Origin of the sequence: Amycolatopsis mediterranei, assembly GCF_026017845.1 — a bacterium.
Classification (GTDB): Bacteria; Actinomycetota; Actinomycetes; order Mycobacteriales; family Pseudonocardiaceae; genus Amycolatopsis; species Amycolatopsis mediterranei.
The window spans coordinates 9,170,482-9,193,728 of record NZ_CP100416.1 but is presented as its reverse complement, the minus strand read 5'-3'; the positions used below and the strand labels follow the sequence as shown (position 1 = coordinate 9,193,728).

20 protein-coding genes are annotated in these 23,247 nt (G+C 70.4%); 13 read left to right on the top strand and 7 right to left on the bottom strand.

The window, feature by feature from the left end; genetic code table 11:
* Positions 1–37: 37 nt before the first annotated feature.
* Positions 38–322, bottom strand: a complete 285-nt coding sequence (locus ISP_RS41555) for a 4a-hydroxytetrahydrobiopterin dehydratase (protein WP_013229777.1) — start codon at positions 320–322, stop codon at positions 38–40.
* Positions 323–482: 160 nt separating this feature from the next.
* Between ISP_RS41555 and ISP_RS41550 the strand changes: the two genes are divergently transcribed.
* The 3 genes from ISP_RS41550 to ISP_RS41540 all read left to right on the top strand — a co-directional run bounded on the left by ISP_RS41550 (position 483) and on the right by ISP_RS41540 (position 4,173).
* Positions 483–1,532, top strand: coding sequence for a thiamine ABC transporter substrate-binding protein (locus tag ISP_RS41550; RefSeq protein WP_049878186.1), 1,050 nt, complete (start codon positions 483–485; stop codon positions 1,530–1,532).
* Between the two features lie 77 nt (positions 1,533–1,609).
* Positions 1,610–3,166 (top strand): ABC transporter permease, encoded by a 1,557-nt coding sequence (locus tag ISP_RS41545; protein WP_013229775.1) that lies wholly within the window; start codon positions 1,610–1,612, stop codon positions 3,164–3,166.
* Positions 3,166–4,173, top strand: coding sequence for an ABC transporter ATP-binding protein (locus tag ISP_RS41540; RefSeq protein WP_013229774.1), 1,008 nt, complete (start codon positions 3,166–3,168; stop codon positions 4,171–4,173). Before ISP_RS41545 ends, ISP_RS41540 begins: the two co-directional genes overlap by 1 nt.
* 18 nt (positions 4,174–4,191) lie before the next feature.
* Here ISP_RS41540 and ISP_RS41535 read toward each other — a convergent pair whose 3' ends face one another.
* Genes ISP_RS41535 through ISP_RS41525 form a run of 3 tightly spaced genes read right to left on the bottom strand, consistent with a single transcriptional unit; the run spans position 4,192 to position 7,135 of the window.
* Positions 4,192–5,067 carry an ABC transporter permease gene (locus ISP_RS41535; protein ID WP_013229773.1) on the bottom strand — a complete coding sequence of 292 codons (876 nt, stop codon included), beginning with the start codon at positions 5,065–5,067 and terminating at the stop codon, positions 4,192–4,194.
* Positions 5,064–6,041, bottom strand: coding sequence for an ABC transporter ATP-binding protein (locus tag ISP_RS41530; protein ID WP_013229772.1), 978 nt, complete (start codon positions 6,039–6,041; stop codon positions 5,064–5,066). The genes ISP_RS41535 and ISP_RS41530 overlap by 4 nt, the downstream gene beginning before the upstream one ends.
* Positions 6,038–7,135 carry a LolA family protein gene (locus tag ISP_RS41525; RefSeq protein WP_013229771.1) on the bottom strand — a complete coding sequence of 366 codons (1,098 nt, stop codon included), beginning with the start codon at positions 7,133–7,135 and terminating at the stop codon, positions 6,038–6,040. Before ISP_RS41525 ends, ISP_RS41530 begins: the two co-directional genes overlap by 4 nt.
* Before the next feature lie 148 nt (positions 7,136–7,283).
* Here ISP_RS41525 and ISP_RS41520 point away from each other — a divergent pair, with 148 nt between their 5' ends.
* The 3 genes from ISP_RS41520 to ISP_RS41510 all read left to right on the top strand — a co-directional run bounded on the left by ISP_RS41520 (position 7,284) and on the right by ISP_RS41510 (position 9,885).
* Positions 7,284–8,000 carry a response regulator transcription factor gene (locus ISP_RS41520; RefSeq protein WP_034283998.1) on the top strand — a complete coding sequence of 239 codons (717 nt, stop codon included), beginning with the start codon at positions 7,284–7,286 and terminating at the stop codon, positions 7,998–8,000.
* On the top strand, positions 7,997–9,316 hold the full coding sequence (locus ISP_RS41515) for a sensor histidine kinase (RefSeq protein WP_013229769.1): 1,320 nt from the start codon (positions 7,997–7,999) through the stop codon (positions 9,314–9,316). Before ISP_RS41520 ends, ISP_RS41515 begins: the two co-directional genes overlap by 4 nt.
* Positions 9,317–9,477: 161 nt before the next feature.
* Complete coding sequence (locus tag ISP_RS41510) at positions 9,478–9,885, top strand: NUDIX domain-containing protein (RefSeq protein WP_013229768.1); 408 nt, start codon at positions 9,478–9,480, stop codon at positions 9,883–9,885.
* Between the two features lie 66 nt (positions 9,886–9,951).
* Here the strand turns inward: ISP_RS41510 and trpS are convergent, their stop codons facing one another.
* Entirely contained in the window at positions 9,952–10,971 is a 1,020-nt protein-coding gene (gene trpS / locus ISP_RS41505; protein ID WP_013229767.1) for a tryptophan--tRNA ligase, read from the bottom strand.
* Positions 10,972–11,187: 216 nt separating this feature from the next.
* On the opposite strand from trpS, the gene ISP_RS41500 reads away from it, so the two are divergent.
* Complete coding sequence (locus ISP_RS41500) at positions 11,188–11,487, top strand: YciI family protein (protein ID WP_013229766.1); 300 nt, start codon at positions 11,188–11,190, stop codon at positions 11,485–11,487.
* Between the two features lie 3 nt (positions 11,488–11,490).
* On the opposite strand, the gene ISP_RS41495 is transcribed toward ISP_RS41500, so the two are convergent.
* On the bottom strand, positions 11,491–11,640 hold the full coding sequence (locus ISP_RS41495; RefSeq protein ID WP_014467724.1) for a hypothetical protein: 150 nt from the start codon (positions 11,638–11,640) through the stop codon (positions 11,491–11,493).
* Between the two features lie 194 nt (positions 11,641–11,834).
* Between ISP_RS41495 and typA the strand changes: the two genes are divergently transcribed.
* From typA to ISP_RS41465, 6 genes are all read left to right on the top strand, one after another.
* Positions 11,835–13,760, top strand: a complete 1,926-nt coding sequence (typA, locus tag ISP_RS41490; RefSeq protein WP_013229765.1) for a translational GTPase TypA — start codon at positions 11,835–11,837, stop codon at positions 13,758–13,760.
* 380 nt (positions 13,761–14,140) lie between these two features.
* Positions 14,141–15,877, top strand: a complete 1,737-nt coding sequence (locus ISP_RS41485) for an ABC transporter family substrate-binding protein (RefSeq protein WP_013229764.1) — start codon at positions 14,141–14,143, stop codon at positions 15,875–15,877.
* Positions 15,878–16,167: 290 nt separating this feature from the next.
* Positions 16,168–17,979, top strand: coding sequence for an ABC transporter family substrate-binding protein (locus tag ISP_RS41480; protein WP_034283994.1), 1,812 nt, complete (start codon positions 16,168–16,170; stop codon positions 17,977–17,979).
* A gap of 186 nt (positions 17,980–18,165) precedes the next feature.
* The gene (locus ISP_RS41475; RefSeq protein WP_013229762.1) at positions 18,166–19,182 is read left to right on the top strand and encodes an ABC transporter permease; all 1,017 of its coding nucleotides are present in this window, start codon (positions 18,166–18,168) and stop codon (positions 19,180–19,182) included.
* Positions 19,175–20,104 (top strand): ABC transporter permease, encoded by a 930-nt coding sequence (locus ISP_RS41470; RefSeq protein ID WP_013229761.1) that lies wholly within the window; start codon positions 19,175–19,177, stop codon positions 20,102–20,104. The genes ISP_RS41475 and ISP_RS41470 overlap by 8 nt, the downstream gene beginning before the upstream one ends.
* 80 nt (positions 20,105–20,184) lie before the next feature.
* The gene (locus ISP_RS41465) at positions 20,185–21,201 is read left to right on the top strand and encodes an ABC transporter permease (protein ID WP_013229760.1); all 1,017 of its coding nucleotides are present in this window, start codon (positions 20,185–20,187) and stop codon (positions 21,199–21,201) included.
* Positions 21,202–21,374: 173 nt separating this feature from the next.
* Here the strand turns inward: ISP_RS41465 and ISP_RS41460 are convergent, their stop codons facing one another.
* The gene (locus tag ISP_RS41460) at positions 21,375–23,156 is read right to left on the bottom strand and encodes an ABC transporter ATP-binding protein (protein ID WP_014467722.1); all 1,782 of its coding nucleotides are present in this window, start codon (positions 23,154–23,156) and stop codon (positions 21,375–21,377) included.
* Positions 23,157–23,247: the final 91 nt, after the last annotated feature.

Below are 23,247 nucleotides of genomic sequence, written 5' to 3'. Positions count from 1 at the left end.
CCGGACCCGGGCGAAGGTGCACTCAGCGTAGTCGAGATCACACTGCGGCGAGCACCGAATCGATCTGCGACGCCAGGTCGAAGTCCTTCGCCGTCAGGCCGCCCGCCGAGTGCGTGCTGAGCCGGAAGGTCAGCGTGCGCCAGCGGATGTCGATGTCCGGGTGGTGGTCGGCGGCTTCGGCGAGTTCCGCCACCCGGTTCACCACCTCGATCGCCTGGGGGAAGCTCGCCAGCTCCACCTCGCGGGAGATCTCCGCGCCGGACCGCGTCCAGTCCGCGCCCAGCCGTGCGTCGGCTTCGTCGTCGTTCAAGATTTCCGTCATGTCTCCATGGTCGACCGTCCTGGACTACGCTGCACGGTTGCCACGGGAGTCCGGTGAGCCGGGCTGAGAGGCGGGGTCACCCGCGACCGTTCGCACCTGACCGGATCATGCCGGCGACGGGAGGGCTTCCCTCCGCGTCGGCGAAGTGCAGGAGGGTTAGATGAAACGCAGGGCTGTGCGCGCCGCGACGGCCATCGCCGCCGTCAGCGCCGTCGCCGCGGCGTGCTCGCTGTCGAACGGTGACGGTGGCACGCAGCAGACGCCCACCGTCACCCTCGTGACGCACGATTCGTTCCTGGCGCCGCAGGAGGTGCTCGACGCCTTCCAGAAGCAGTCGGGCATCAAGGTCTCCGTGCTCAAGCAGGGCGACGCCGGTTCGCTGACCAACAAGCTCGTGCTGACGAAGGCCAACCCGATCGGCGACGTCGCGTACGGCGTCGACTCCACCTTCGCCTCGCGCGCGCTCAGCGAGGGCGTCTTCGAGCCCTACACCAGCCCGGAAGCCGACCGCGGGCCGCAGCGCTACGCCGTCGACCCCGAGCACCGGCTGTCCGCGGTCGACGTCGGCGACGTCTGCGTCAACGTCGACACGAACTACTTCACGAGCAAGGGCATCCCGGCGCCGGAGTCGTACGACGATTTGGCCGACCCGAAGTACAAGGACCTGCTGGTCGCCGAGGACCCGGCGACGGCGTCGCCCGGGCTGGCGTTCCTCCTGGGCACCGTCGCCAAGTACGGCGACGCCGGCTGGAAGGACTACTGGACGAAGCTGAAGGCCAACGGCGTCAAGGTGGTCAGCGGCTGGGAAGAGGCCTACACCAAGCAGTTCTCCGGCTCGTCCGGCAAGGGACCGCGGCCGATCGTCGTCTCGTACGCGTCGTCGCCGGCCGCCGAAGTCGGCGACGACGGGAAGCCGCGCACCAAGGCGCTGCTCGACACCTGCTACCGGCAGGTCGAGTACGCCGGCGTGCTGGCGAACGGCAAGCAGGTCGAGAACGCCCGCAAGGTCGTCGACTTCCTGCTCTCGCAGCAGTTCCAGGCCACGGTCGCGGCCACCATGTACGTCTACCCGGCGCGCCAGGGCGTCGACCTGCCCGCGGGCTGGGCCCAGGTCGCCCCGCTGCCACAGAAGCCGCAGGCGCTGCCCGCGGACCAGGTGCAGGCCGGGCGCGAGAAGTGGATCGGCGAATGGCGCACGCTCGTGCAGTGACAGCGCCCCCGCGCAGCCCCCGGAAAGCAACCGCGCCACCCCGGACCGCCCGCGCGCTCGGCCTGGCGCTGCTTGGCTTGGCCCCGGTCGGGTTCCTGGTGGTGTTCTTCGCCTGGCCGGTGCTGGCGATCATCGGACGCGGGTTCGCCGCGGGCGGCCTCGACGTCGTGCTCGGCGACGCGCGGACCTGGCAGCTGGCCGGGTTCACCGTCGCGAGCGCGGCCGCGTCGACGGTGGTCGCGGTGCTGGCCGGGCTGCCGGTGGCGTTCCTGCTGGCGCGGGTGCGGCTGCCCGGCGTCGGCCTGGCGCGGACGCTGGTGCTGGTGCCGTTCGTGCTGCCGACCGTGGTCGTCGGGCTGGCGTTCCGGGCGCTGTGGCCGGACGGCGGTGTGCTGCCGATCGTGCTGGCCAACGCCTTCTTCAACGTCGCCGTCGTCGCGCGGACCGTCGCCGGGCTGTGGGCGCGGCTGGATTCACGGACGACCGACGCGGCCCGGGCGCTCGGCGCCTCGCCGTGGCGGGCCTTCCGGTCGGTGACGCTGCCCGCGCTGGCGCCCGCGGTCGCGTCCGCCGCGGCCGTCGTGTTCCTGTTCTGCGCCACCAGTTTCGGGGTCGTGCTCATCCTCGGCGGCGCCCGCTACCGCACCCTGGAAACCGAGATCTACCTGCGGACCGTCGACCTGCTGGACCTCTCGGGCGCGGCCGCGCTTTCGCTGATCCAGTTCGCGGCCGTGGTCGCCGCGCTGGTCGTCGGCGGGCTGGCGCGCCGGCGGAAGGAAGGCGCCCGGATCGGTTCCGGCGGGGCAAGAACGCCGAGGGGCGGCGAGTGGTGGGTCGTCGGCGCCGCGGCAGTCGTGCTCGCGTTGCTGGTGACGCCGATCGTCGCGCTCCTCGCCGAATCCGTGTCCACTGAGGACGGCTGGAGCCTCGCCGGGTACCGGGCCCTGACGAGCACCGGCGAGAAGGGCGCGCTCCAGGTGTCCGGCTGGGACGCCGCGCTGAACTCGCTCAAGGTGGCCATCGACGCGACGCTGCTCGCGATGGTCGTCGGCGTGCTCGCGTCCGTCGTCCTCGTGGCGCTGCGCCGCTCGCCCGCCCAGGCCGCGCGCGGCCTGGGCGAGACGATGGACGCCGTGCTGATGCTGCCGCTCGGGGTGTCCGCGGTGACCGTCGGGTTCGGTTACCTGGTGACGCTCGACGCGCTGCCCGGCGACCTGCGGACGTCGCCCTACCTGGTGCCGCTGGCCCAGGCGCTGGTGATCATCCCGCTGATCGTGCGGATGGTGCTGCCGGTGCTGCGCTCGGTCGACGTCCGGTTGCGGCAGGCCGCCTCGACGCTCGGGGCGAGCCCGCTGCGGGTGTGGCGGGAGATCGATCTGCCGCTGACGCTGCGGCCGCTGGTCGCGGCGGCGGGCTTCGGCTTCGTCGTGGCGCTCGGCGAATTCGGCGCGACGAGCTTCCTCGCCCGGCCGACGGCGCCGACGCTGCCGGTCGCGGTCGCGACGCTGATGGCGCGACCGGGGGAACTGAACAACCAGATGGCCTACGCGGCGTGCGCGTTGCTGATGCTCGTGACGGTGCTGGCGGTCGCCCTGATCGACCGGCTCGGGCGCGGCGGGGTGGGAGAGTTCTGATGGCGCTGTCGGTGCGGGACCTGACCGTCCACTACGGATCGTTCGCCGCGGTGCGCGACGCCCGGCTGGACATCGCCGACGGCGAGGTGCTGGCGCTGCTCGGCCCGTCGGGCTCGGGCAAGTCGACGCTGCTGCGCGCGATCACCGGTCTCGAGCCGTCGGCGCGCGGCTCGGTGAGCTGGGACGGCGAGGACCTCGGCGCGGTCCCGGTCCACCGGCGCGGCTTCGGCCTGGTGTTCCAGGACGGCCAGCTGTTCGCCCACCGCGACGTCGCCGCGAACATCGCGTTCGGCCTGCGCATGCACGGCGTGCCTCGCGCGCAGTGGGCGCCGCGGGTCGCCGAGCTGCTGGAGCTGGTGGGGCTCGCCGGCTTCGAACGACGGCGCGTCACGGAGCTGTCCGGCGGCCAGGCCCAGCGGGTGGCGCTGGCCCGGGCGCTGGCGCCGAAGCCACGGCTGCTGCTGCTCGACGAGCCACTGTCCGGTTTGGACGCGGGCTTGCGTGAGCAGCTGGCGATCGATCTGGCGGACCTGTTGCGCCGCAGCAAGATCACCGCGCTGCTGGTGACGCACGACCAGGAAGAGGCGTTCACGCTGGCCGACCGCGTGGCGGTGCTCGACGCGGGGGAGGTCCGCCAGGAGGGTGCGGTCCGGCGGGTGTGGCGGAATCCGGCGGACGACGAGGTGGCCCGGTTCCTCGGCGTGACGACGTTCCTCGACGCGGTGGCCGCGGCCGGGCACGTACCCACGGCGCTGGGAGACCTGGAGCTCCCGGACGTCGACGACGGCCCGGTGCGGCTGGGGCTGCGGCCGCACGCGCTGCGGGTGGCGACGTCCGGAGTGGACGGTGAGGTGGTGGCCGCGGTGCACCGGCGGGACCACGTGCGGCTGGTGGTGAAGCTCGCGGAGTCCACTGTGGACGCCGTGGCGCCGGCCGCGTCGGACCTGCGGGCCGGGGACGCGGTGCGGCTGGAGCTCGACCCGGACGGCGTCGCGCTGGTCGGTTGACGCCGTCCGGAAGGAACCTCAGCCGTCTCGGGTCGACAGGCGGGCGTACGCCAGCGAAAGCCCGATCACGATGTAGCAAACCGCGCGCAGCGCGCCTTCGCCCAGCATCTGGGTACCCATCGGGTCCTGCAGGACCTCCGCCGGAGCCATCGACCAGTTCTGCGTCAGCAGGAACGGGTGCAGCCAGTCCAGCGAAGACAGGAACCCGAGGATCGTGAACACGATGTCACCCGCCAGTACCGAAGCCACCACCAGCATCGGGTGCTCGGTCCAGCTGGAGATCGCCAGCGCGACCGCGCCGACCGCCCACAGCTGGAGCACCACCCAGCCTGCGACCAGCAGGATCCGGGCCAGCGCGCCGCCCAGGGACAACGTCGTGCCCGACAGCGTGAACAGCGAGTCCGTGCCGTTGATGATCAGGCCCGTCACCACGCCCGTCACGCACATCGCCAGCACCGAAACGACCGACACCGTCGCGACGCCGAACGCCTTGACCGCCAGCAGCCGGCCTCGGCCGACCGGGGCGATCAGCCAGCCGCGCAGCGTGCCGTGCGAGGTCTCGCCCGCGATCGCGTCCGCGCCCGCCATGGCCGAGGCCAGCGGGAGCAGCAGCGCCAGCGACATCACGATCGCCGCGATGGGCAGCACGAACGCGTTGTTGACCGCCGACGCCAGCAGCGCGCCGTCGGGGTTCGGCCCGCCGGCGTCGGGCGGCCCGCTCACCAGCGTCAGGCCGATGCCGATCACCACCGGGATCAGCGCCAGGAGCCCCAGCACGGCCAGCGTGCGCGGCCGCCGGAAGATCCAGCGCAGCTCCGCGGCTAGCAGCCGCGGCAACGGCACCGTGTCGTGGCCCGTGCGGGCCGCCGGTGCGTCGAGAACCGCCGTCGTCATTCCGCCCCCTCGGTCAGCCGCGCGAACAGGTCTTCCAGGCCGGTGCGGGCCCGCGTCGCCTCGTGGACCGCGACCCCCGCGCCCACCAGGACCTGCAGCACCCGCGGCGCCTCGGCCGCGGTGAGATCGGCCCGGATGCCGTCCGGCGTCAACCGGGCGCCGATCCGGTTCTCCCGCAGCACTTCCACCGCGTGTTCCGCGTCCGGCGTGCGGACCAGCAAGGCCGCGTTCCCGGACTCCAGCAGCTCCGCCAGCTCGCCCTGCGCGACGACGTTCCCGGCCTGCAGCACGGCCACGTGCGTGCACGTCGCCTCCACCTCGGCCAGCAGGTGCGACGACACCAGCACGGTGACGCCCTCGGCGTGCAGCTCGGCGACGATCCTGCGGATCTCCCTGGTACCAGCAGGGTCGAGGCCGTTGGTCGGCTCGTCGAGCACGACCATCTTCCGCGGCACCAGCAACGCCGAAGCGAGCCCGAGCCGCTGCTTCATGCCGAGCGAATACCCCTTGTACCGCCGTCGCGCCGCCCCGGTCAGCCCGACGCGCTCCAGCGCGGAGTCCACCGCGACCGGGATCCCGGCCGCGGCCAGCCGCGGTTCCGCCGCGGCGAAGCGCAGCAGGTTGTCGCGCCCGGACAGGAACGGGTGGAAGCCCGGCCCCTCGACCAGCGCGCCGACGTCCGGCAGCGCGTGCGCGGCGGCGTCCGGCATCGGACGGCCCAGCAGCTCGACCTCGCCCTCGGTCGGCCGGACCAGGCCGAGCAGCATCCGGATGGTCGTCGTCTTGCCCGAGCCGTTCGGCCCGAGCATGCCGACGACCGCGCCCTGCGGGATGTCGAGGTCGACGTGGTCCACCGCGACGGTGCTGCCGTAGACCTTGCGCAGTCCCCGGGTCCGCGCGGCCAGCGGGACCGCCGGGGCGGACGCCTCCGAAGAGACGTCCGCCCCGGACTCCACAGAGGTCGTGCTGGTCACTTCTGACCCAGCGCTTCGTACAGGACCTGCTCCGGCACCGCGCCGGCGGCGAACCGGCCGTCGTCGGTCAGCACCGCGCTGCCGACCTTCGTGGTGACGAGGTAGCCGCTGCCCCACGCGCCGTTGACCTTCTTGGCGAACCGCGCGAGCAGTGCCTTCGGGTCCGTGTTGCCGCCGCGGCCTTCACGGCCGGACTGCTGCTTCGGCGCCGCGTTCAGCGCGTCCGCCGGCACCTTGCCGGTGACGACGGTGTCCCAGCCGTCGCCGACGACCTTGACGTCCTGCTTCGCCTGCTCGGCGAGGTCCTTGTGCTGCTGGTCGATCGTCGGCGTCTTCTCCTGCACCTTGGCGCCCTTCGGCGGGGTGAAGGTGAAGAGGTCGGCCGGCTGCTGGGTGAACTCGATCTCGGTGAACGCCACCTCGAGCGCCGGCGTCGCCGTGCCGTTGCTCAGCACCGACACGCGCAGCGGCATCCGCGTCTGCGAGTCGACCGCCACGCGGATCTCGCGCAGCAGCGTCCGCTCGGTCGGCTTCGGCGTCAGGACCAGTTCGTAGGCCGCGCGGCCGGCGACGGACGCGGTGCCGTCGACCGACACCGTGCTGCTCTCGCGGACCTTCGCGAGCAGTTCCGTCGAAGCCGTCAGCGGGTCGGCGGTCTTCTCGCTGCCGGCGCCCTTCTGCTGGGCCACGTCGGCCGGGATGGTCACCTTGGTCGCGGTGTTCGTCTTGGAGCTGTAGTCCCAGACGGTGGTGCCGTCGTGGACCACCGTCTGCTGGCTCGCCCCCTGCGTGACGGCCAGCCGGCTCTTGCCCGCGCCGTCGGTGAAGATGTGCGCGGAGTCCATGTTCAGCGCCGACGCCCCCGGCACCGCGTTCCCCAGCGCGGGCAGGCCCAGGTCGTTGCTCACCTTCAGCGTGCCGTCGAACGCGCCGGGCTTCGCCTTGGCGACCGACTGGACCAGGTCTTCGGCGCTGACCTGCGGCAGGGCCGGCTTGTCGTCGGCGCTGGCCGGCATCGCGACGAACGCGAGGCCGCCGGCACCGAGCGCGGTGCCGAGGACCGCGGCGGTGATGCCCTTCGTCTTCGGTTTCATGCGTCTCTCCCTGTGGTGTTCCCGGACCTGAGTGTGCCCGGCTCCCTGGCCACGACGCTTCCCTCTCGAGGCTGAGATACCCCTGAAGGTTCTCCCTCCCACGCTGAGATCGCGCTGAGAACCGACGCACGACCTGCGCAAACCGGCCATGATGAGTCTCGTGAAACCTCGGGTGCTGGTGGTCGACGACGAACCGGGCGTGCGGAAGGCGCTGCAGCGCGGGCTGCGCGCGGAGGGCATGGACGTGGTGACCGCCGCGGACGGGCCCACCGGCCTGCAGCTGGCGAGCACCGGCTCGTTCGACGTCGTCCTGCTCGACATCATGCTGCCGGGCCTGTCCGGCTACCGCGTGCTGGAGCGGCTGCGCAAGGACGGCGTGACCACACCGGTGCTGCTCGTCTCGGCCAAGGACGGCGAGATCGACCAGGCCGACGGCCTCGACCTCGGTGCCGACGGCTACCTCGTCAAGCCGTTCTCGTTCGTGGTGCTGGTCGCGCAGGTCCGCGCGGTGCTGCGCCGGGCCGGGCCGGAAGCCGGCCGCGGCACGCTGCGGCTCGGCGCGCTGGCCGTCGACCGCGGGCTGCGGCAGGTGCACTGGCACGACGAAGAAGTCGGGCTGAGCCCGCGGGAGTTCGCGCTGCTGGAGGTCCTCGTCGGGCGGGCGGGCACGGTCGTCACGAAGGACGAGCTGCTGCGCGCGGTCTGGGGCGAGGAGCAGGCGGTGACCCGCAACCTCGTCGAGGTCTACGTCGGTTACGTGCGCCGCAAGCTCGACGCGGTCGGAGCCGGCGCGCTGCTGCGGACCGTGCGGGGGCACGGCTACCTGGCGTCCGACGCGGAGCTCGACGAGGTCATCACCCCGTGATCGCCTGGTGGCGGGGCCGGACGCTGCAGGCCCGGATCACCGTGCTGGCCGCGACGATCACCCTGGTCTGCCTGCTCGGGCTGGCGGCGCTGGCCGCGTCGAACCTCTCGCCGCGGCTCATCGGCTCGGTCGACCACGAGCTGACGGGCGCGCTCGGCCCGGCCGGGGCCGAGGTGAGCGCGGGCCGTCCGCTGTCCGGGTCCGCCCCGGTGACGCTGCGGGTGCTCGACATCGCGGGCGCGCCGGTGGACGGCGGCACCCCGACCGGGCTCTCGGCTTCGGACGTCTCGGCGCTCAAGGCGGGCCAGCCGGTCCAGCGCGACGGCGCGCGGTACCTGGGCACGGTCGTCAGCGCGCCGGACGGGGCGCAGCGGCTGGTCGTCGCGGGAGCCGGCCTGGTCGGGTTCGCCGCCGCGGTGCACTACGGCGGCGTGTGGCTGGTGGTCGTCGCGATCGCCGGCGCGCTGGTGGCGGGCTTCGCGACGTGGCTGGTGGTGCGCCTGTCCCTGCGGCCCGTGGCGCGCATGCGGGGTTCGGTGCGGTCGCTGCCGCCGGGGGCGCGGCTGGCGCTGCCGGACTCGCACGACGAGCTGCGCGCGCTGGCGGAGGAGTTCAACGCGCTGCTGGAACGGCAGGAACAGGCCAGCGACCGGCTCCGGCGCTTCACCGGCGACGCCGCGCACGAGCTGCGCTCGCCGGTCGCGTCGATCCGGGTGCAGGCCGAGGTGGCCGTGACCAACCCCGATCCGGAGCTGGCGCAGGAGACGCTGTCGGACATCTTGACCGAGGCCGAGCGGCTGTCGTCGCTGCTGGACGGGCTGCTGTCGCTGGCCCGCTCGGACGCGGGGGAGGTGCCGCCGGCTTCGCCGGTCGAGCTGGTGAGCGAGGTCCGCGCGGCGGTGGCCCGGCTCCCGGCGGGCGCCCCGGAGACCCGGGTGAGCACGGCGGTCGCCCAGGCGTGGGCGTCGGCCGCGCACGCGGAAGTGGAGCTGGTGCTGGACAACCTGCTGCGCAACGCGTGCCGCTACGCGCGCGGGCAGATCGTGGTGTCGGTGCTGGCGTCGCGGTCGTCGGTGCGGGTCGTGGTCGACGACGACGGCCCGGGCATCGCGCCGGAGCACCGCGAAAAGGTGTTCGACCGCTTCTACCGGATCGCCGATGACCGGGCCCGGTCATCGGGCGGCACGGGACTGGGCCTGGCGATGGTGGCCGAGACCGTCCGCCGTCGCGGCGGCCGCGTCCAGGTGGGCGAGTCCCCGGACGGCGGCGCGCGGTTCGTGGTCCTCTGGCGCGCGGCCGCGGGCGGGGAGGCGTGACGGAACGGCCGGTTGACGCACCCGGAGGGTCGGTTCGCGTACCTGAAGGGTCGGTTCGCGTGATTGGCGGGGCATCTCGCGTGATTGGCGGGGCATCACGTGTGATTGGCGGGGCGACACGGCGCGGCCGGGGGCGGGGCTTCCGGGTAAGTTCCGGGACTGTGAACGCTGTGATCGTGGGAGCCGCCCTGGTGCGGGACGGCAAGCTGCTGGCCCAGCAGCGGGCCTGGCCGCCGAAGCACGCGGGGCAGTGGGAACTGCCCGGCGGCCGGGTCGAGGAAGGGGAGTCCGAGGCCTTCGCGCTGGCCCGCGAGTGCAGCGAGGAGCTCGACGTGGTCGTCGAGGTCGGCGGCCGGGTCGGGGAGGACATCCCGCTGCCCGGTGGCCGGGTTCTCCGCATCTACGCCGCGAAGCTCGTTTCGCCCGGCGAAGAGCCGCGGGCCGTCGAGCACCGAGCCGTGCGCTGGCTCGGGCCCGACGACCTCGACGACGTCGACTGGCTGCCCGCCGACCGGATCCTGCTGCCGGCCTTCCGCGCGCTGCTCGGTGACCAGTCCGGCCAAAAGTAGGCCGCCCCGCGCTCGGCACGTGACCGTTGCCACGAAGTCATGCGGCCGGACTGGTCACCGAGCTGCTCAATTGGCGCCGATCATCCGCAGCGCCGCGTCGAGCCGGTGCGAGCCGCGTTCGCGGGCGCGCTCCGCGCCCGCCTTCCGCACGCGATCCAGCTCCGCGACGTCGTCGAGCAGCGAAGACGCGCGTTCCCGTACGGGCCGCAGCTCTTCGATCACCGCGTCGGCGACGGCGTCCTTCACCGCGCCGTACGACGAGAACCCGTCGGCCAGCTCCGCCGGTGACCCGCCCCGGCACGCGGCGAGGATCTCCAGCAGGTTCGCCATCCCGGGCCGCGTCTCCGGGGCGTGCACCGGCACCGAACCGCCGTCGGTGACCGCGCGGCGGATCTTGCGGCGGATCTGGTCGGGCTCGTCGAGCACGAACACCACGCCCACCGCGTCCCGCGCCGACTTCGACATCTTGCGCGTCGGGTCGGCCAGGTCCTTGACCCGGGCGCCCGTCGGCGGCAGCACCGCGCGCGGGATGGTGAACACGTCGCCGTAGGTGCCGTTGAACCGCTTCGCGAGGGTCCGCGTCAGCTCCACGTGCTGGCGCTGGTCCTCGCCGACCGGCACCTCGTCCGCGCCCTGCAGGAGGATGTCGGCGGCCATCAGCGCCGGGTACGTCAGCAGCGACAGCCGCACCCCGGCCTGGCCTTTGGACTTTCCATCCATGCCCCCGCCCCCGCCCTCAACCGAGGCGCTGCGCGCCGCTGATTTTTCTTTGAACTGGATCATCCGCGCGGCCTCGCCGTAGTTGCAGGTGCACTCCAGGACCCAGGTCAGCGCGCCGAGCTCGCGGGCCAGGTCGGACTGGACGAACACCCGCTCGGGATCGATGCCGGCGGCGATCAGCACGGCGAGCTGCTCGCGTGCCAGTGATCGGAGTTTCGGTGGATTGTGCGGGGTCGTCATGCCGTGCAGGTCGGCGACGAAGTACAGGTCCTCCGCGCCGCCATCGAGCGCCCAGCGGCGGACCGCGCCGAGGTGGTTGCCGAGGTGGACGTGACCGGAGGGCGTGATGCCGGACAGCTTGCTCATCGTGTCTTCCTTCCGCGGGGGACCACCCCGGAGAAGGCACGAAAAAGGCCGCCCGTCCGGGGCGGCCACTGGCTGGTTCAGCGCAGGGTCAGCAGGCCGCCGAGGGCGGCCACCAGCTGGACGTCTGCGTGTACACGCCGCCGACTATAGCCGGATCCGTCACCAGTTCGCATCGTCCGGACGCGCGCGGGCGCGAGCGGAGTTACGGTCTTAACCATGTATGTCGTCCTGCTGAACTACACGGCCCCGATCGAGGAAATCGACTACGCGCTCCCGGACCACGCCGAGTGGCTGAACAAGCAGTACGAGCACGGCCACTTCCTGGCGTCCGGGCGGCGGAACCCGCGCACCGGCGGCGTGATCATCTCGCGCCCGATGTCCCGCGGGAAGCTCGACGCCATCCTGGCGTCCGACCCGTTCTGCGTGAAGCACCTCGCGCAGTACGAGGTCATCGAGTTCTCGCCGACGAAGACCGCGCCGGAGCTCCGGCTGCTCAACGAGGCCGTCTCCCGCTAGCACTCAGGCGGCCAGGTCCAGCTTCGCCTTCTTCAGAGCCAATACCGGGCACTTCTTGCAGCGCGGCGTCGACCGGCAGCACTTCTTCTTGACCTTGCCGGCCTTCATGAGCTTGCGCACGACCTTTCGCGGGTCTTTCGGCTTCTTGCCCACGCGCACGCACCTTCCGGATCGGCGACCTTCACCGGGTTTCCACGTTAGGTCAGCCTAACCGACAGGGGGGCGTGGGGCCGCTCACACAAGGGCGCCAGGTATCCTGGGTGAGGTCCGCGTGTGACCAGAGCCGGTCACGGGATGCCTGAACGGTGTGCGCGGCCATCCAACCCTTGAAGTTCAGGAGTTCTCGCGTGCCCGCAGCCAGCGCTACCGTCGAAACCGGCCGGCCGACCGGTAAGACCCGGCCCGACCTGCGCAACGTCGCGATCGTCGCCCACGTTGACCACGGCAAGACCACGCTGGTGGACGCGATGCTCCGCCAGTCCGGCGCCTTCGCCGAGCGCGCCGAGGTCGTCGACCGCGTGATGGACTCGGGGGAGCTGGAGCGCGAAAAGGGCATCACGATCCTCGCGAAGAACACCTCGATCCACCGCCAGACGCCCGAGGGCTCGGTGACGATCAACGTCATCGACACCCCCGGCCACGCCGACTTCGGCGGTGAGGTCGAGCGCGGCCTGGCCATGGTCGACGGCGTCGTCCTGCTGGTCGACGCGTCCGAGGGCCCGCTCCCGCAGACCCGGTTCGTGCTGCGCAAGACCCTCGAAGCCGGCCTGCCGGTGATCCTGCTGGTCAACAAGACCGACCGGCCGGACGCCCGGATCGCCGAGGTCGTCGAGGAGACCCACGACCTGCTGCTCGAGCTGGCCAGCGACATCGAGGACGCCGACCACGACGCGATCCTCGACCTCCCGGTCGTCTACGCCTCCGCGCGCGCCGGCAAGGCGAGCCTGGAGCAGCCCGCCGACGGCGAGATCCCGGAGAGCGAAAACCTCGACCCGCTGTTCGACACCCTGCTCCGGCACGTGCCGCCGCCCGCCGCCGACCTCGACGCGCCGCTGCAGGCGCTGGTCACCAACCTCGACGCGTCCAACTTCCTCGGCCGCATCGCGCTGATCCGCATCCACGCCGGCAAGCTGCGCAAGGGCCAGACCGTGGCCTGGATGCGCGAAGACGGCAACGTCCAGAACGTCCGGATCTCCGAGCTGCTGGTCACCGAGGCGCTCACCCGCGTCCCGGCGACCGAGGCCAGCGCCGGCGAGCTCGTCGCCATCGCGGGCATTCCGGACATCACCATCGGCGACACCCTCGCCGACTCCGACAACCCGGTCGCGCTGCCCCGGATCACCGTCGACGAGCCCGCGATCTCGATGACCATCGGCGTCAACACCTCGCCGCTGGCCGGGCGCAACGGCGGCGACAAGGTCACCGCGCGGCTGGTCAAGGCCCGCCTCGACCAGGAGCTGATCGGTAACGTCAGCATCCGCGTCCTGCCGACCGAGCGCCCCGACACCTGGGAGGTCCAGGGTCGTGGCGAGCTGGCGCTGGCCATCCTCGTCGAGCAGATGCGCCGCGAGGGCTTCGAGCTGACCGTGGGCAAGCCGCAGGTGGTCCTGCGCACGATCGACGGCAAGCTGCACGAGCCGTTCGAGCGCCTCTACATCGACTCGCCGGAGGAGCACCTCGGCGCGATCACCCAGCTCCTGGCGGCGCGCAAGGGCCGCATGGAGGACATGAGCGGCAACGGCACCGGCCGGATCAAGCTGGAGTACGTGCTCCCGTCGCGCGGCCTGATCAGCTTCCGCACCGACTTCCTCACCGAGACCCGCGGCACCGGCATCGCGAACCACGTGTTCGAGGGCTACTTCCCGTGGGCGGGGGAGATCCGCACCCGCCACAGCGGCTCCTTGGTCGCCGACCGCACCGGGCCGGTCACCGCGTACGCGATGATCCAGCTGGCCGACCGCGGTACGTTCTTCGTCGAGCCGGGCGCCGAGGTCTACGAGGGCATGGTCGTGGGCGAGAACCCGCGCTTCGAGGACCTCGACATCAACATCACGAAGGAGAAGAAGCTGACCAACATGCGTCAGTCCTCCGCCGACGTGATGGAGACGCTGGCCCGGCCGCGCAAGATGGGCCTGGAAGAGGCACTGGAGTTCTGCTCGGTCGACGAGTGCGTCGAGGTCGCGCCCGAGGTCGTCCGGGTCCGCAAGGTCACGCTGGACATCAACACCCGCGCGAAGGAGCGTTCGCGCGCCAAGAGCCGCGACAACGGCTGATCTCCCGGCTTCGGAAAAACCTCCCGGTGCGCGTCGCCGGGAGGTTTTTTCGTGTCCGTTCCCTTACGCTGGGTCGGCCGGTGGCGGACCCAGCGTCATGAATTCCGCCGTTCTTCTCCTTATATCTTTATAGGGGTCGCGACGGTTTCACCGCCTGGCGCCGACCACCGACGTGAACCGTTTTCGTGTCCGGCCCGTGTTCGTTCCGCCGTTCCGGAACGGTCCGGGAACCCGGACGGTGTTCCGCGCGTCCTCTCCGATAGCGCCCACCTTGGGGCGGCGGGGCCGCCCGATCCGGGTATGGGAATCTCGGTTCCGGCGGCGAAGGGGGTCGTGGGAGCATGACTGACCCGATCGGGCGAAACTGGGAGGAACGGGGCGTGCGGGTGAATCGCAAGGCGGTGCCGGTACTGGCACTCGCGACCGTGCTGCTCACCGCCTGTTCCAACACCCCGCCACCCCCGGTCGTGTCGTCGTCGGTCGCGCCCGTGTCCACCACCGGCAAGACGCCGTCGCAGATCGTCGTCGGCGTCGACGACGTGCTCGGCGGGTACAACCCGCACAACCTCGCGGACTCGTCCCAGGTGACCTCCGCGCTCTCGCAGCTGCTGCTGCCCTCGGTGTTCCGCCAGAAGGACGACGGCGCCACCCAGCTCGACAAGAACCTGATGAAGTCCGCGGAGGTGATCTCGCAGCAGCCGTTCGTGGTGGCCTACGAGATCCGGCCCGACGCCTCCTGGTCCGACGGCGCGCCGATCGCCGCCGAGGACTTCGACTACCTGCGGACCCAGCTGCGCGACCAGCCCGGCGTGCTCGGGCCCGCCGGCTACCGGCAGATCACCGACCTGCAGTCCCGCGAAGGCGGCAAGCGCGTCGAGGTCACCTTCGCCAAGCCGTACCCCGGCTGGCAGACGCTGTTCTCCGACCTGCTGCCTGCCCACCTGCTCAAGGACGCGCCCGACGGCTGGCGCGGGGCGCTCGCGTCGAACTTCCCGGCGGTCGCCGGCCCGTTCTCGATCAAGAGCCTGGACACCGCCCGCGGCGAGGTGATCCTCGAGCGCAACGAGCGCTATTGGGAGAAGCCCGCCGCGATCGACCGGATCGTGCTCCGCCGGTCGGACCAGAACACGCTGCTGGCCGCGCTGCGCAGCGGCAACGACCAGTTCGCGCTGGCGCGGACCACCGGCGACGAGCTCAAGCTGCTCGGCGAGCTCGGCTCGTCGGTGCGGCTGCACACCGTGGCCCGCCCGCTCGTGGCGGACGTGCTGCTGCGCCCGGTCAGCGCGACGCTGCAGGACGCCCAGGTGCGCGCCGGGGTGGCCGCGCTGATCGACCGCACCAAGCTGATCACCGAGGGCGTCAACGGCGGCCCGTCGTCGACGCTCCACGCCGACGCCCAGGTGACCGCGCCGTCGGTGAAGGGCTACGCGGCGACCATCCCGCCCGGCCCGCCCACCGCCCCCGACGTCGCCAAGGCCGAGCAGTCGCTGACGGCGGCCGGCTACACCAAGACCGCGGGCACCTGGCGCAAGAACGGCCGGGCGCTCTCGCTGGTCATCGCCTCCCCAGCCACCCAGGAGCCGTACGCGACGATCGCCAAGGAGCTCACCAGCGAGCTCGCCGCGCAGGGCATCGAGGTCAACGCGATCACGCCGCAGCCGCGGGACCTGTTCAGCGGCCTGCTGGCGATGCCGGTCGTGGGCGGGGTCCAGCAGCCGACCGGCGACTCGGCGGGCAACGTCGGGATCGACATCGCGGTCGTCCCGCAGGCGGTCGGCGGCGACACCGCGTCGGTCCTCGCCTCGACCTTCGGCTGCCGCCCGGAGCAGACGGCCGCGGGCGTGGACAAGACCAAGCCCGTCGTCCCGGGCAACGCGGCCGGCTTCTGCGACCCGGCGCTGCAGCCGTCGATCGACGCGGCGCTGTCCGGATCGACCTCCGTCACCGAGGCGCTGACCACCCTGGAGCCTGAACTTTGGCGCCAGAACGTGGTGATTCCGCTGTTCCAATTGGCTGACACCCTGGCGATCGGCTCGGGCATCTCGGGCGTCACGCCTGGTCCCCCGATGGTGGGCCCGTTCGGGTCGGCGGTGAACTGGACTCGCGGCCCGAAGTAATCGGTTGGCTACGCATTCAGTACTACCGGGTGATCTTTACCAACGCCTTCGAGTGGGACGTTGTGAATCCATGAGGTAACCGTCGTATTTCTGGATGTCGACTGGAAGTCACCCTTTGGTCACGATCGACCCTGAACTGGTGACTGTCGGTGCTTTTCCTTTCTAGCGTGCTCCCGCAGTGCGCCAGTTGAGTGTCGCTTGGCGTGTCGTAGGCTCCGGCCCATCCAAACCGGAGCGGTGTGGGCCCTTGTCCCGATATTCAAGGGCTCAGTGCTAGGAGGGCACACTTCATGAGGAGATCCAAAGCTGTCTCCGCTTTGTCGCTCGTCGCCGGCGCTTCGCTGTTGCTGAGCGCCTGCAGCGGCGGCGATTCGGGTTCGGGCAACACCGACAAGAACGGATCGTCGACCGACGTCAAGGCGATGGCTGCCGGCAAGGCCGAGACCGGTGACCTGTTCAAGCTCGCGGACACCCCGGGGTACGACGGCACGGTCACGATCGGTATCGACGACGGGTACTCGGGGTACAACAACCAGACCCCGGACACCAACAGCTCGTACAACAACTACGTCCTGACCGCGGTGCTCTCCGGTACGTTGAAGCTCGACGGCAACAACAAGGTGCTGCTGAACAGCGACGTCTTCCAGTCGTGGGACATCACGCAGAAGGACCCGCAGCAGGTCACCTACAAGATCAAGCCGAACATCAAGTGGTCGGACGGTCAGGCCTACGACTGCAAGGACATGTACCTGGCGTGGCTGTCGCAGAGCGGCCTCGCCAAGGGCCCGGACGGCAAGAACCCGTTCAACTCGGCGTCGACCACCGGGTACTCGCTGATCAGCAAGGCCGAGTGCAAGGACCCGCTGACCTTCGTCACCGATTACAGCGAGCCCTACCTCGACTACAAGGGCCTGTTCAACTCGCCGGCGATCATGCCCGCGCACATCCTCGAGGCCAAGACCGGCATCGCCGACATCACCAAACTGGCCCCGACCGGCGACGGCGCGCAGATCAAGGCCGCCGGTGACTTCTGGTCGAACGAGTGGAAGGGCTTCAAGGCGGACATCATGCCGTCGTCGGGCCCGTACAAGATCACCGCGTTCGACGCCAACCAGAAGGCCGTCACCCTCGAGAAGAACCCGCTGTGGGCGGGCGGCAAGGGTGGCCCGTCGAAGATCGTCGTGAAGGCCATGGAAGACACCAAGGCCATGGCGACCGCGCTGCAGAACGGTGAGATCGACGTTGCGGCGTCGACCCAGCCGGACGCCACCGCGGCCCAGACGATGAAGGGCCTCGCGGCGCAGGGTGTGGTCTACGGTTCGGCCCCGCAGCTGACCTACGAGCACCTCGACCTGAACTTCAAGCGCATGTTCGCCGACAAGGACCTCCGCAAGGCGTTCCTCGAGTCGGTCAACCGCAAGGAGATCACGGACAAGCTGCTCAAGGAGGTCCAGGCGGACGCGGAGCCGCTGAACAGCGTCGTCTTCTTCCAGGGTGAAGAGGGCTACACCGACCTGTACAGCAGCAAGGCGGGCCTGGGCGCCGACGCCGCGGCCAAGACGCTGACCGACGCCGGCTGGGCCAAGGGCGGCGACGGCATCTTCGCGAAGAACGGTGTGCGTGCCTCGTTCAAGATCACGCACAACCAGAACGCGCGCCGCAGCCAGACCGTCGAGATCATCATCTCGCAGGCCAAGGCGGCCGGCATCGAGGTCAAGGACGAGACCGACGCCAACTTCCTCAAGGGTGGCCGCGTCTCGACCGGTGACTACGACGTCGCGCTGTTCGGCTGGTCGGCCCAGCCGTTCAAGGCGGAGTCCCGCTCGATCTACATCTGCCCGGACAAGGGCGGCGAGCAGAACTACCAGGCGCTGTGCGACTCGAAGATCGACGACGCCTACAACTCTGCGGTGAAGGCGACCGACGAGCAGGTCAAGCTGCAGAAGTACCAGGAAGCCGACAAGGCCATCGCCGACGACTACGCGACCCTGCCGCTGTTCCAGACGCCGAGCATGTGGGCGTTCAAGGGCATCGACCGCGTCTACATGCAGTCGTACGACGGTGTTCTGTGGAACGTCGGCGAGTGGGAGAAGAAGAAGTAGGGCTCGTCCCGCCTCTTCTTTCCCCTCGCTCCAGATGACCTGGGAGGTACCGGGGTCCGGCCACGAGCCGGGCCCCGGTACCCACCGGAAGTAGCTGTTGACCGTAGGGTTACCGCCACTACGGTAGACAACCGGGTAGCGGTCCAGCGCACTTCTGACGACCAGGCCCGGATGAGGAGCAGTTCGTTGAACCTGGTGATCTACATCCTTCGCCGTTTGGCGATATCGATCCCCGTCCTGCTGGTCGGGACTTTCTTGTGTTTCGTCATGGTCGCCGGCACCGGCGACCCGCTGGGCGAGCTGCGGCAGAACCCGACCATCAGCAAGGAAGCGCTGGCCGCCACGGCCGCCAAGCTCGGTCTCGACCAGGGCATCGTGCCCCGCTACTTCACGTGGCTGGGCGACTTCCTGAGCGGGAACTGGGGCATCTCGATCGCGCAGGGCAACGCCCTCGCGCCGGTCGCGCCCAAGGTGATGGCCGCCTTCGCCGTCACCCTGAAGCTGGTCGTCGGCGCCGAGATTCTCGCGCTGATCATCGGCATCATCGTCGGCGTGCTCGCCGCGGTGAAGCAGTACTCGATCTGGGATTACCTGGCCACGACGCTGGCGTTCCTGCTCTTCTCGATGCCGATCTTCTGCGTCGCGATCGTGCTGAAGCGCTACGCGATCGAGATCAACGGCTGGGTCCGCGACCTCGGCCTGTCCGACGTCCTCGGCAACCCGTGGCTCCGCACGACCAGCCCGGAGCAGCTGAAGACCGACGGCGTCGGCGACTTCATCACCAGCACGATCGGCGCGTACCTGCTGCCGACCCTGTCGATCATGGCGATCAGCTTCGCCGCGTACAGCCGGTTCCAGCGCGCCTCGATGCTCGAGGTGATGAACTCGGACTACGTGCGCACCGCGCGCGCCAAGGGCCTCGGCAACGGCCGGGTCATCTTCCGGCACGCGTTCCGCAACGCCCTGATCCCGGTGTCGACGCTGTTCTCGGTCAACTTCGGCTCGGTGCTCGCCGGCGCGATCATCACCGAGACGGTGTTCAACTGGCACGGTATGGGCACATTGCTGGTGGAAGCCGTCTCGAAGAACGACACTCAGGTGATGATGGGTTGGCTCGTGGTGATCGCCAGCAGTGTCATCGTCGCCAACCTGATCGCCGACCTGATGTACGGCATCCTGGACCCGAGGATTCGCGTTGGCTGACTTGAACTCTCTTCTCGCGAGCGAAACCGCCGCCGCCGAAGGCACGCTCCCGCCGGAAGCGCTGCCCGAGCCGCGCAGCCAGGGCAAGCTGGTCCTGCGGAAGTTCCTGCACCACAAGCTGGCGATGGCGTCGTCGGCCGTGCTGCTCCTGATCGTGCTGAGCAGCGTCCTGCTGCCGCTCTTCTGGAAGCACAGCTACCAGGACAGCTCGTTCCCGTCGTTCGCCAAGCCCAACGCCGACTTCCCGCTCGGGACGACGCAGGTCGGCAAGGACATGGTGTCGCAGGTGCTGCGCGGCACGCAGTACTCGCTCCTCATCGCGCTCACGGTGTCGATCCTGGCCACCGTCATCGGCGTCGTGTTCGGCGCCGTCGCCGGCTACCTGCGCGGGTTCTCCGACTCGGCGATCTCCCGGGTGACGGACCTGTTCCTGATCATCCCGCAGATCGCCGCGGCGGCCATCCTCGCCAAGGTGTTCGGCGGCGGCTCCTGGTACATCGTCGCGCTGGTGCTGGCGGCGTTCGGCTGGATGCAGATCGCCCGGATCACCCGCGCCGAGGCGATGTCGCTGTCCCAGCGCGAGTTCGTCGACGCGGCCCGCGCCTCGGGCGCCGGGACGTTCCGGATCATCTTCAAGCACCTGGTGCCGAACATGGTCGGCAGCATCACGGTCAACGCGACCCTCGCGGTCGCGCAGGCCGTGCTGGCGGAAGCCGCGCTGTCGTTCATCGGCCTGGGCGTCCAGCTGCCGGACACCTCGCTCGGCCGCGTCATCCTGGAGAACTACGCCCAGCTGCAGACGCGGCCGGCGCTGTTCTTCGGGCCGTTCGTCGTGCTCGTGCTGATTTCACTGACGATCAACTTCATCGGTGACGGTCTTCGCGACGCCTTCGACCCGCGCCAGCGGAGAATGAAGGCCTGAACGCGCGACGCGGGGGTGACCGGTTCCGGTCGCCCCCGCGTGGCGTTTCGCGCGCGGATCGCCGGACCTGGGGGTTTCGGATGAATCTCGTGCTCTACGTGCTCCGCAGGCTGGTCATCTCCATCCCGGTCCTGCTGGTGGGCACGTTCCTGTGCTTCGTCATGGTGGCCAACACCGGCGACCCGCTCGGCGAGATCCGCAGCAAACCGGGGATCAGCGCCGCGGCCATCGCCGAGACCGAGCACAAGCTCGGCCTCGACCAGAGCGTCGTCGCCCGCTACTTCAGCTGGCTGGGCCACTTCCTGACCGGCGACTGGGGCATCTCGATCGCGCAGGGCAACGCGTTCGCGCCGGTCCAGCCGAAGGTGCTGGCCGCGTTCCGGGTGACGCTGGAGCTGGTGCTGACGGCATCGGTGCTGGCGCTGTTCTTCGGCGTCCTGGTGGGCGTCCTCGCCGCGGTCAAGCAGTACTCGATCTGGGACTACCTCGCGACGACGCTGGCGTTCCTGATGTTCTCGATGCCCATCTTCTGCGTGGCGATCGTCCTCAAGGGCTACGCGATCCGCGCCAACATCTGGGTGCGGGACCTGGGCCTGTCCGACGTCCTCGGCGACCCGTGGCTGCGGACGACGAGCCCGGAGAGCCTTTCGGCCACCGGCGTCGGCGACGCGCTCGCGAAGTACGTCGGCGCGTTCCTGCTGCCGACGCTGTCGATCATGGCGATCACGTTCGCCGCCTACAGCCGGTTCCAGCGGGCGTCGATGCTGGAGGTCCTGAACGCCGATTACGTCCGCACAGCGCGCGCCAAGGGCGTCTCGAACAGCCGCGTGATCTGGCGCCACGCGTTCCGCAACGCGCTCATCCCGGTGATGACGCTGTTTTCGGTCAACTTCGGCGCCACGGTGACGGGCGCGATCATCACCGAGACGGTGTTCAACTGGCACGGCATGGGCACGCTGCTGGTGGAGGCGGTCAACAAGAACGACCCGCAGGTGCTGATGGGCTGGCTGGTGGTGATCGCGGCGAGCGTGGTGATCGCGAACCTGGTCGCGGACCTGCTGTACGGCATCCTCGACCCCCGCATCCGCGTCGGCTGACGGACGACACGCGTACGCAGCCCGACGACACGCGTACGCAGATGGACGACACGCGCGCCTTATGCCGTGTCGTCCATCTGAGTACGCGTGTCGTCCGTGCAGGTACGCGTGTCGTCCGTAGCACGGCGAAGGGCCCGCACCCGGCCGGGTGCGGGCCCTTCAACGTAGGTACGTCAGTCGGCCACCGGGGCCAGCTTGCCGGCCTCCCAGGCCGCGCGGCGCTCGGCCTGCAGGATCGGGTCCGCGACCGGGGCCGCCGACAGCAGGCGCTTCGTGTACTCCTGCTGCGGCGAGTGCAGCACCTGGTCACGCGTGCCGACCTCGACCAGCTTGCCGTGCTGCATCACCGCGACGCGGTCGGCCAGCAGGTCGACCACCGCCAGGTCGTGGCTGATGAACAGGCAGGCGAACTGCAGCGACTGCTGCAGGTCCAGGAACAGGTCCAGCACGCGCGCCTGCACCGACACGTCCAGCGCCGAGGTCGGCTCGTCCGCGATGAGCAGCGCCGGGTCGAGCGACAGCGCGCGGGCGATCGCCACGCGCTGGCGCTGGCCGCCGGAGAGCTCGTGCGGGTAGCGGTTCATGTAGTGCCCGCCCAGCTCGACCTTGTCGAGCAGCGAGCGCACGCGCGCCGACAGGGCCTTGCCGGACAGCACCTTGTGCAGCACCATCGGCTCCGCGATGGACTCGCCGATCGTCATCTTCGGGTCGAGCGTCGACGCCGGGTCCTGGAACACGATCGAGAAGAACCGGCGAAGCGGGCGGATCTCCTTCGCCGACATCGTCGTGATGTCCTTGCCCGCGATCGCGATCGTGCCCTGGGTCGCGCGCAGCAGGCCGACGGCGCAGCGGCCGACCGTCGACTTGCCCGAGCCCGACTCGCCGACCAGGCCGACGATCTCGCCCTTGGCGATGGTCAGCGAGACGTCGTCGACGGCGCGGTTCTTGGCCTGACCGCGGCGGCCCGGGTACTCGAGCACGAGGTTCTTGATCTCGAGGGCCGGGGCGGCCTCCTCGATCACGGCCTCCAGCTCGGCGTCGGCCAGCCGGATCTCCTCGGCGATCCTGGCCGCCTCGGTGCTGTCGGACGCGATCCCGGTGTCGTCGAGCAGGCGGCGGCCCTCGGGGCGCTGGCCGAGCACCGGCACCGCGGCGAGCAGCCGCCGGGTGTAGTCCTCCTTCGGCGACGCGAACAGCTCGCGCACCGGCGCCTCTTCGACGATCTCGCCCTGATACATCACGATGACGCGGTCGGCCATGTCGGCGACGACGCCCATGTCGTGGGTGATCAGCACGATCGCCGTGTCGAGGGTGTCCCGCAGCTTGCGCAGCAGGCCGAGGATCTCCGCCTGGACCGTGACGTCGAGGGCCGTGGTCGGCTCGTCGGCGATGATGACCTTCGGGTCGCAGGCGATCGCCATGGCGATGACGACGCGCTGGCGCAGGCCGCCCGAGAGCTGGTGCGGGTACTGCTTGAACCGCTGGTCCGGGTTCGGGATGCCGACCATGTCGAGCAGCTCGACCGCGCGCTTGTCGGCGGCGTCCTTGGCGATGTCGAGGTGGGACCGCAGGGCCTCGCGCAGCTGCCAGCCGACCGTGTAGACCGGGTTCAGCGCCGTCATCGGCTCCTGGAAGATCATCGCGACCTGGTTGCCGCGGATCTTCTGCATGTCCTTCTCTTTGAGATCCGCCAGGTTGCGCTCGCCGAGGCGCAGCTCACCGGCGATCCGGCTGGTCTTGGGCAGCAGGCCCAGCACCGACATCGACGTGACGGACTTGCCGGACCCGGACTCCCCGACCACGGCGACGATCTCGCCGGGCTGCACGTCGAACCCGATGCCCTTGACGGCGTCCACGACGCCGTCCTCGGTCTGGAACGACACGCTGAGGTCGGAGATGGACAGGACGGATCCGGACACGCCGGCGACGTTCGCCGAAGTTGCTTCAGTGCTCACCAAGATGCCCTTCGTGGGGGTACAGACGGTCACGACGCGGCGGTCGCGACTCGCGCGAGGATAACCGAGGGTGTCCCCGACGAAGGTCGGA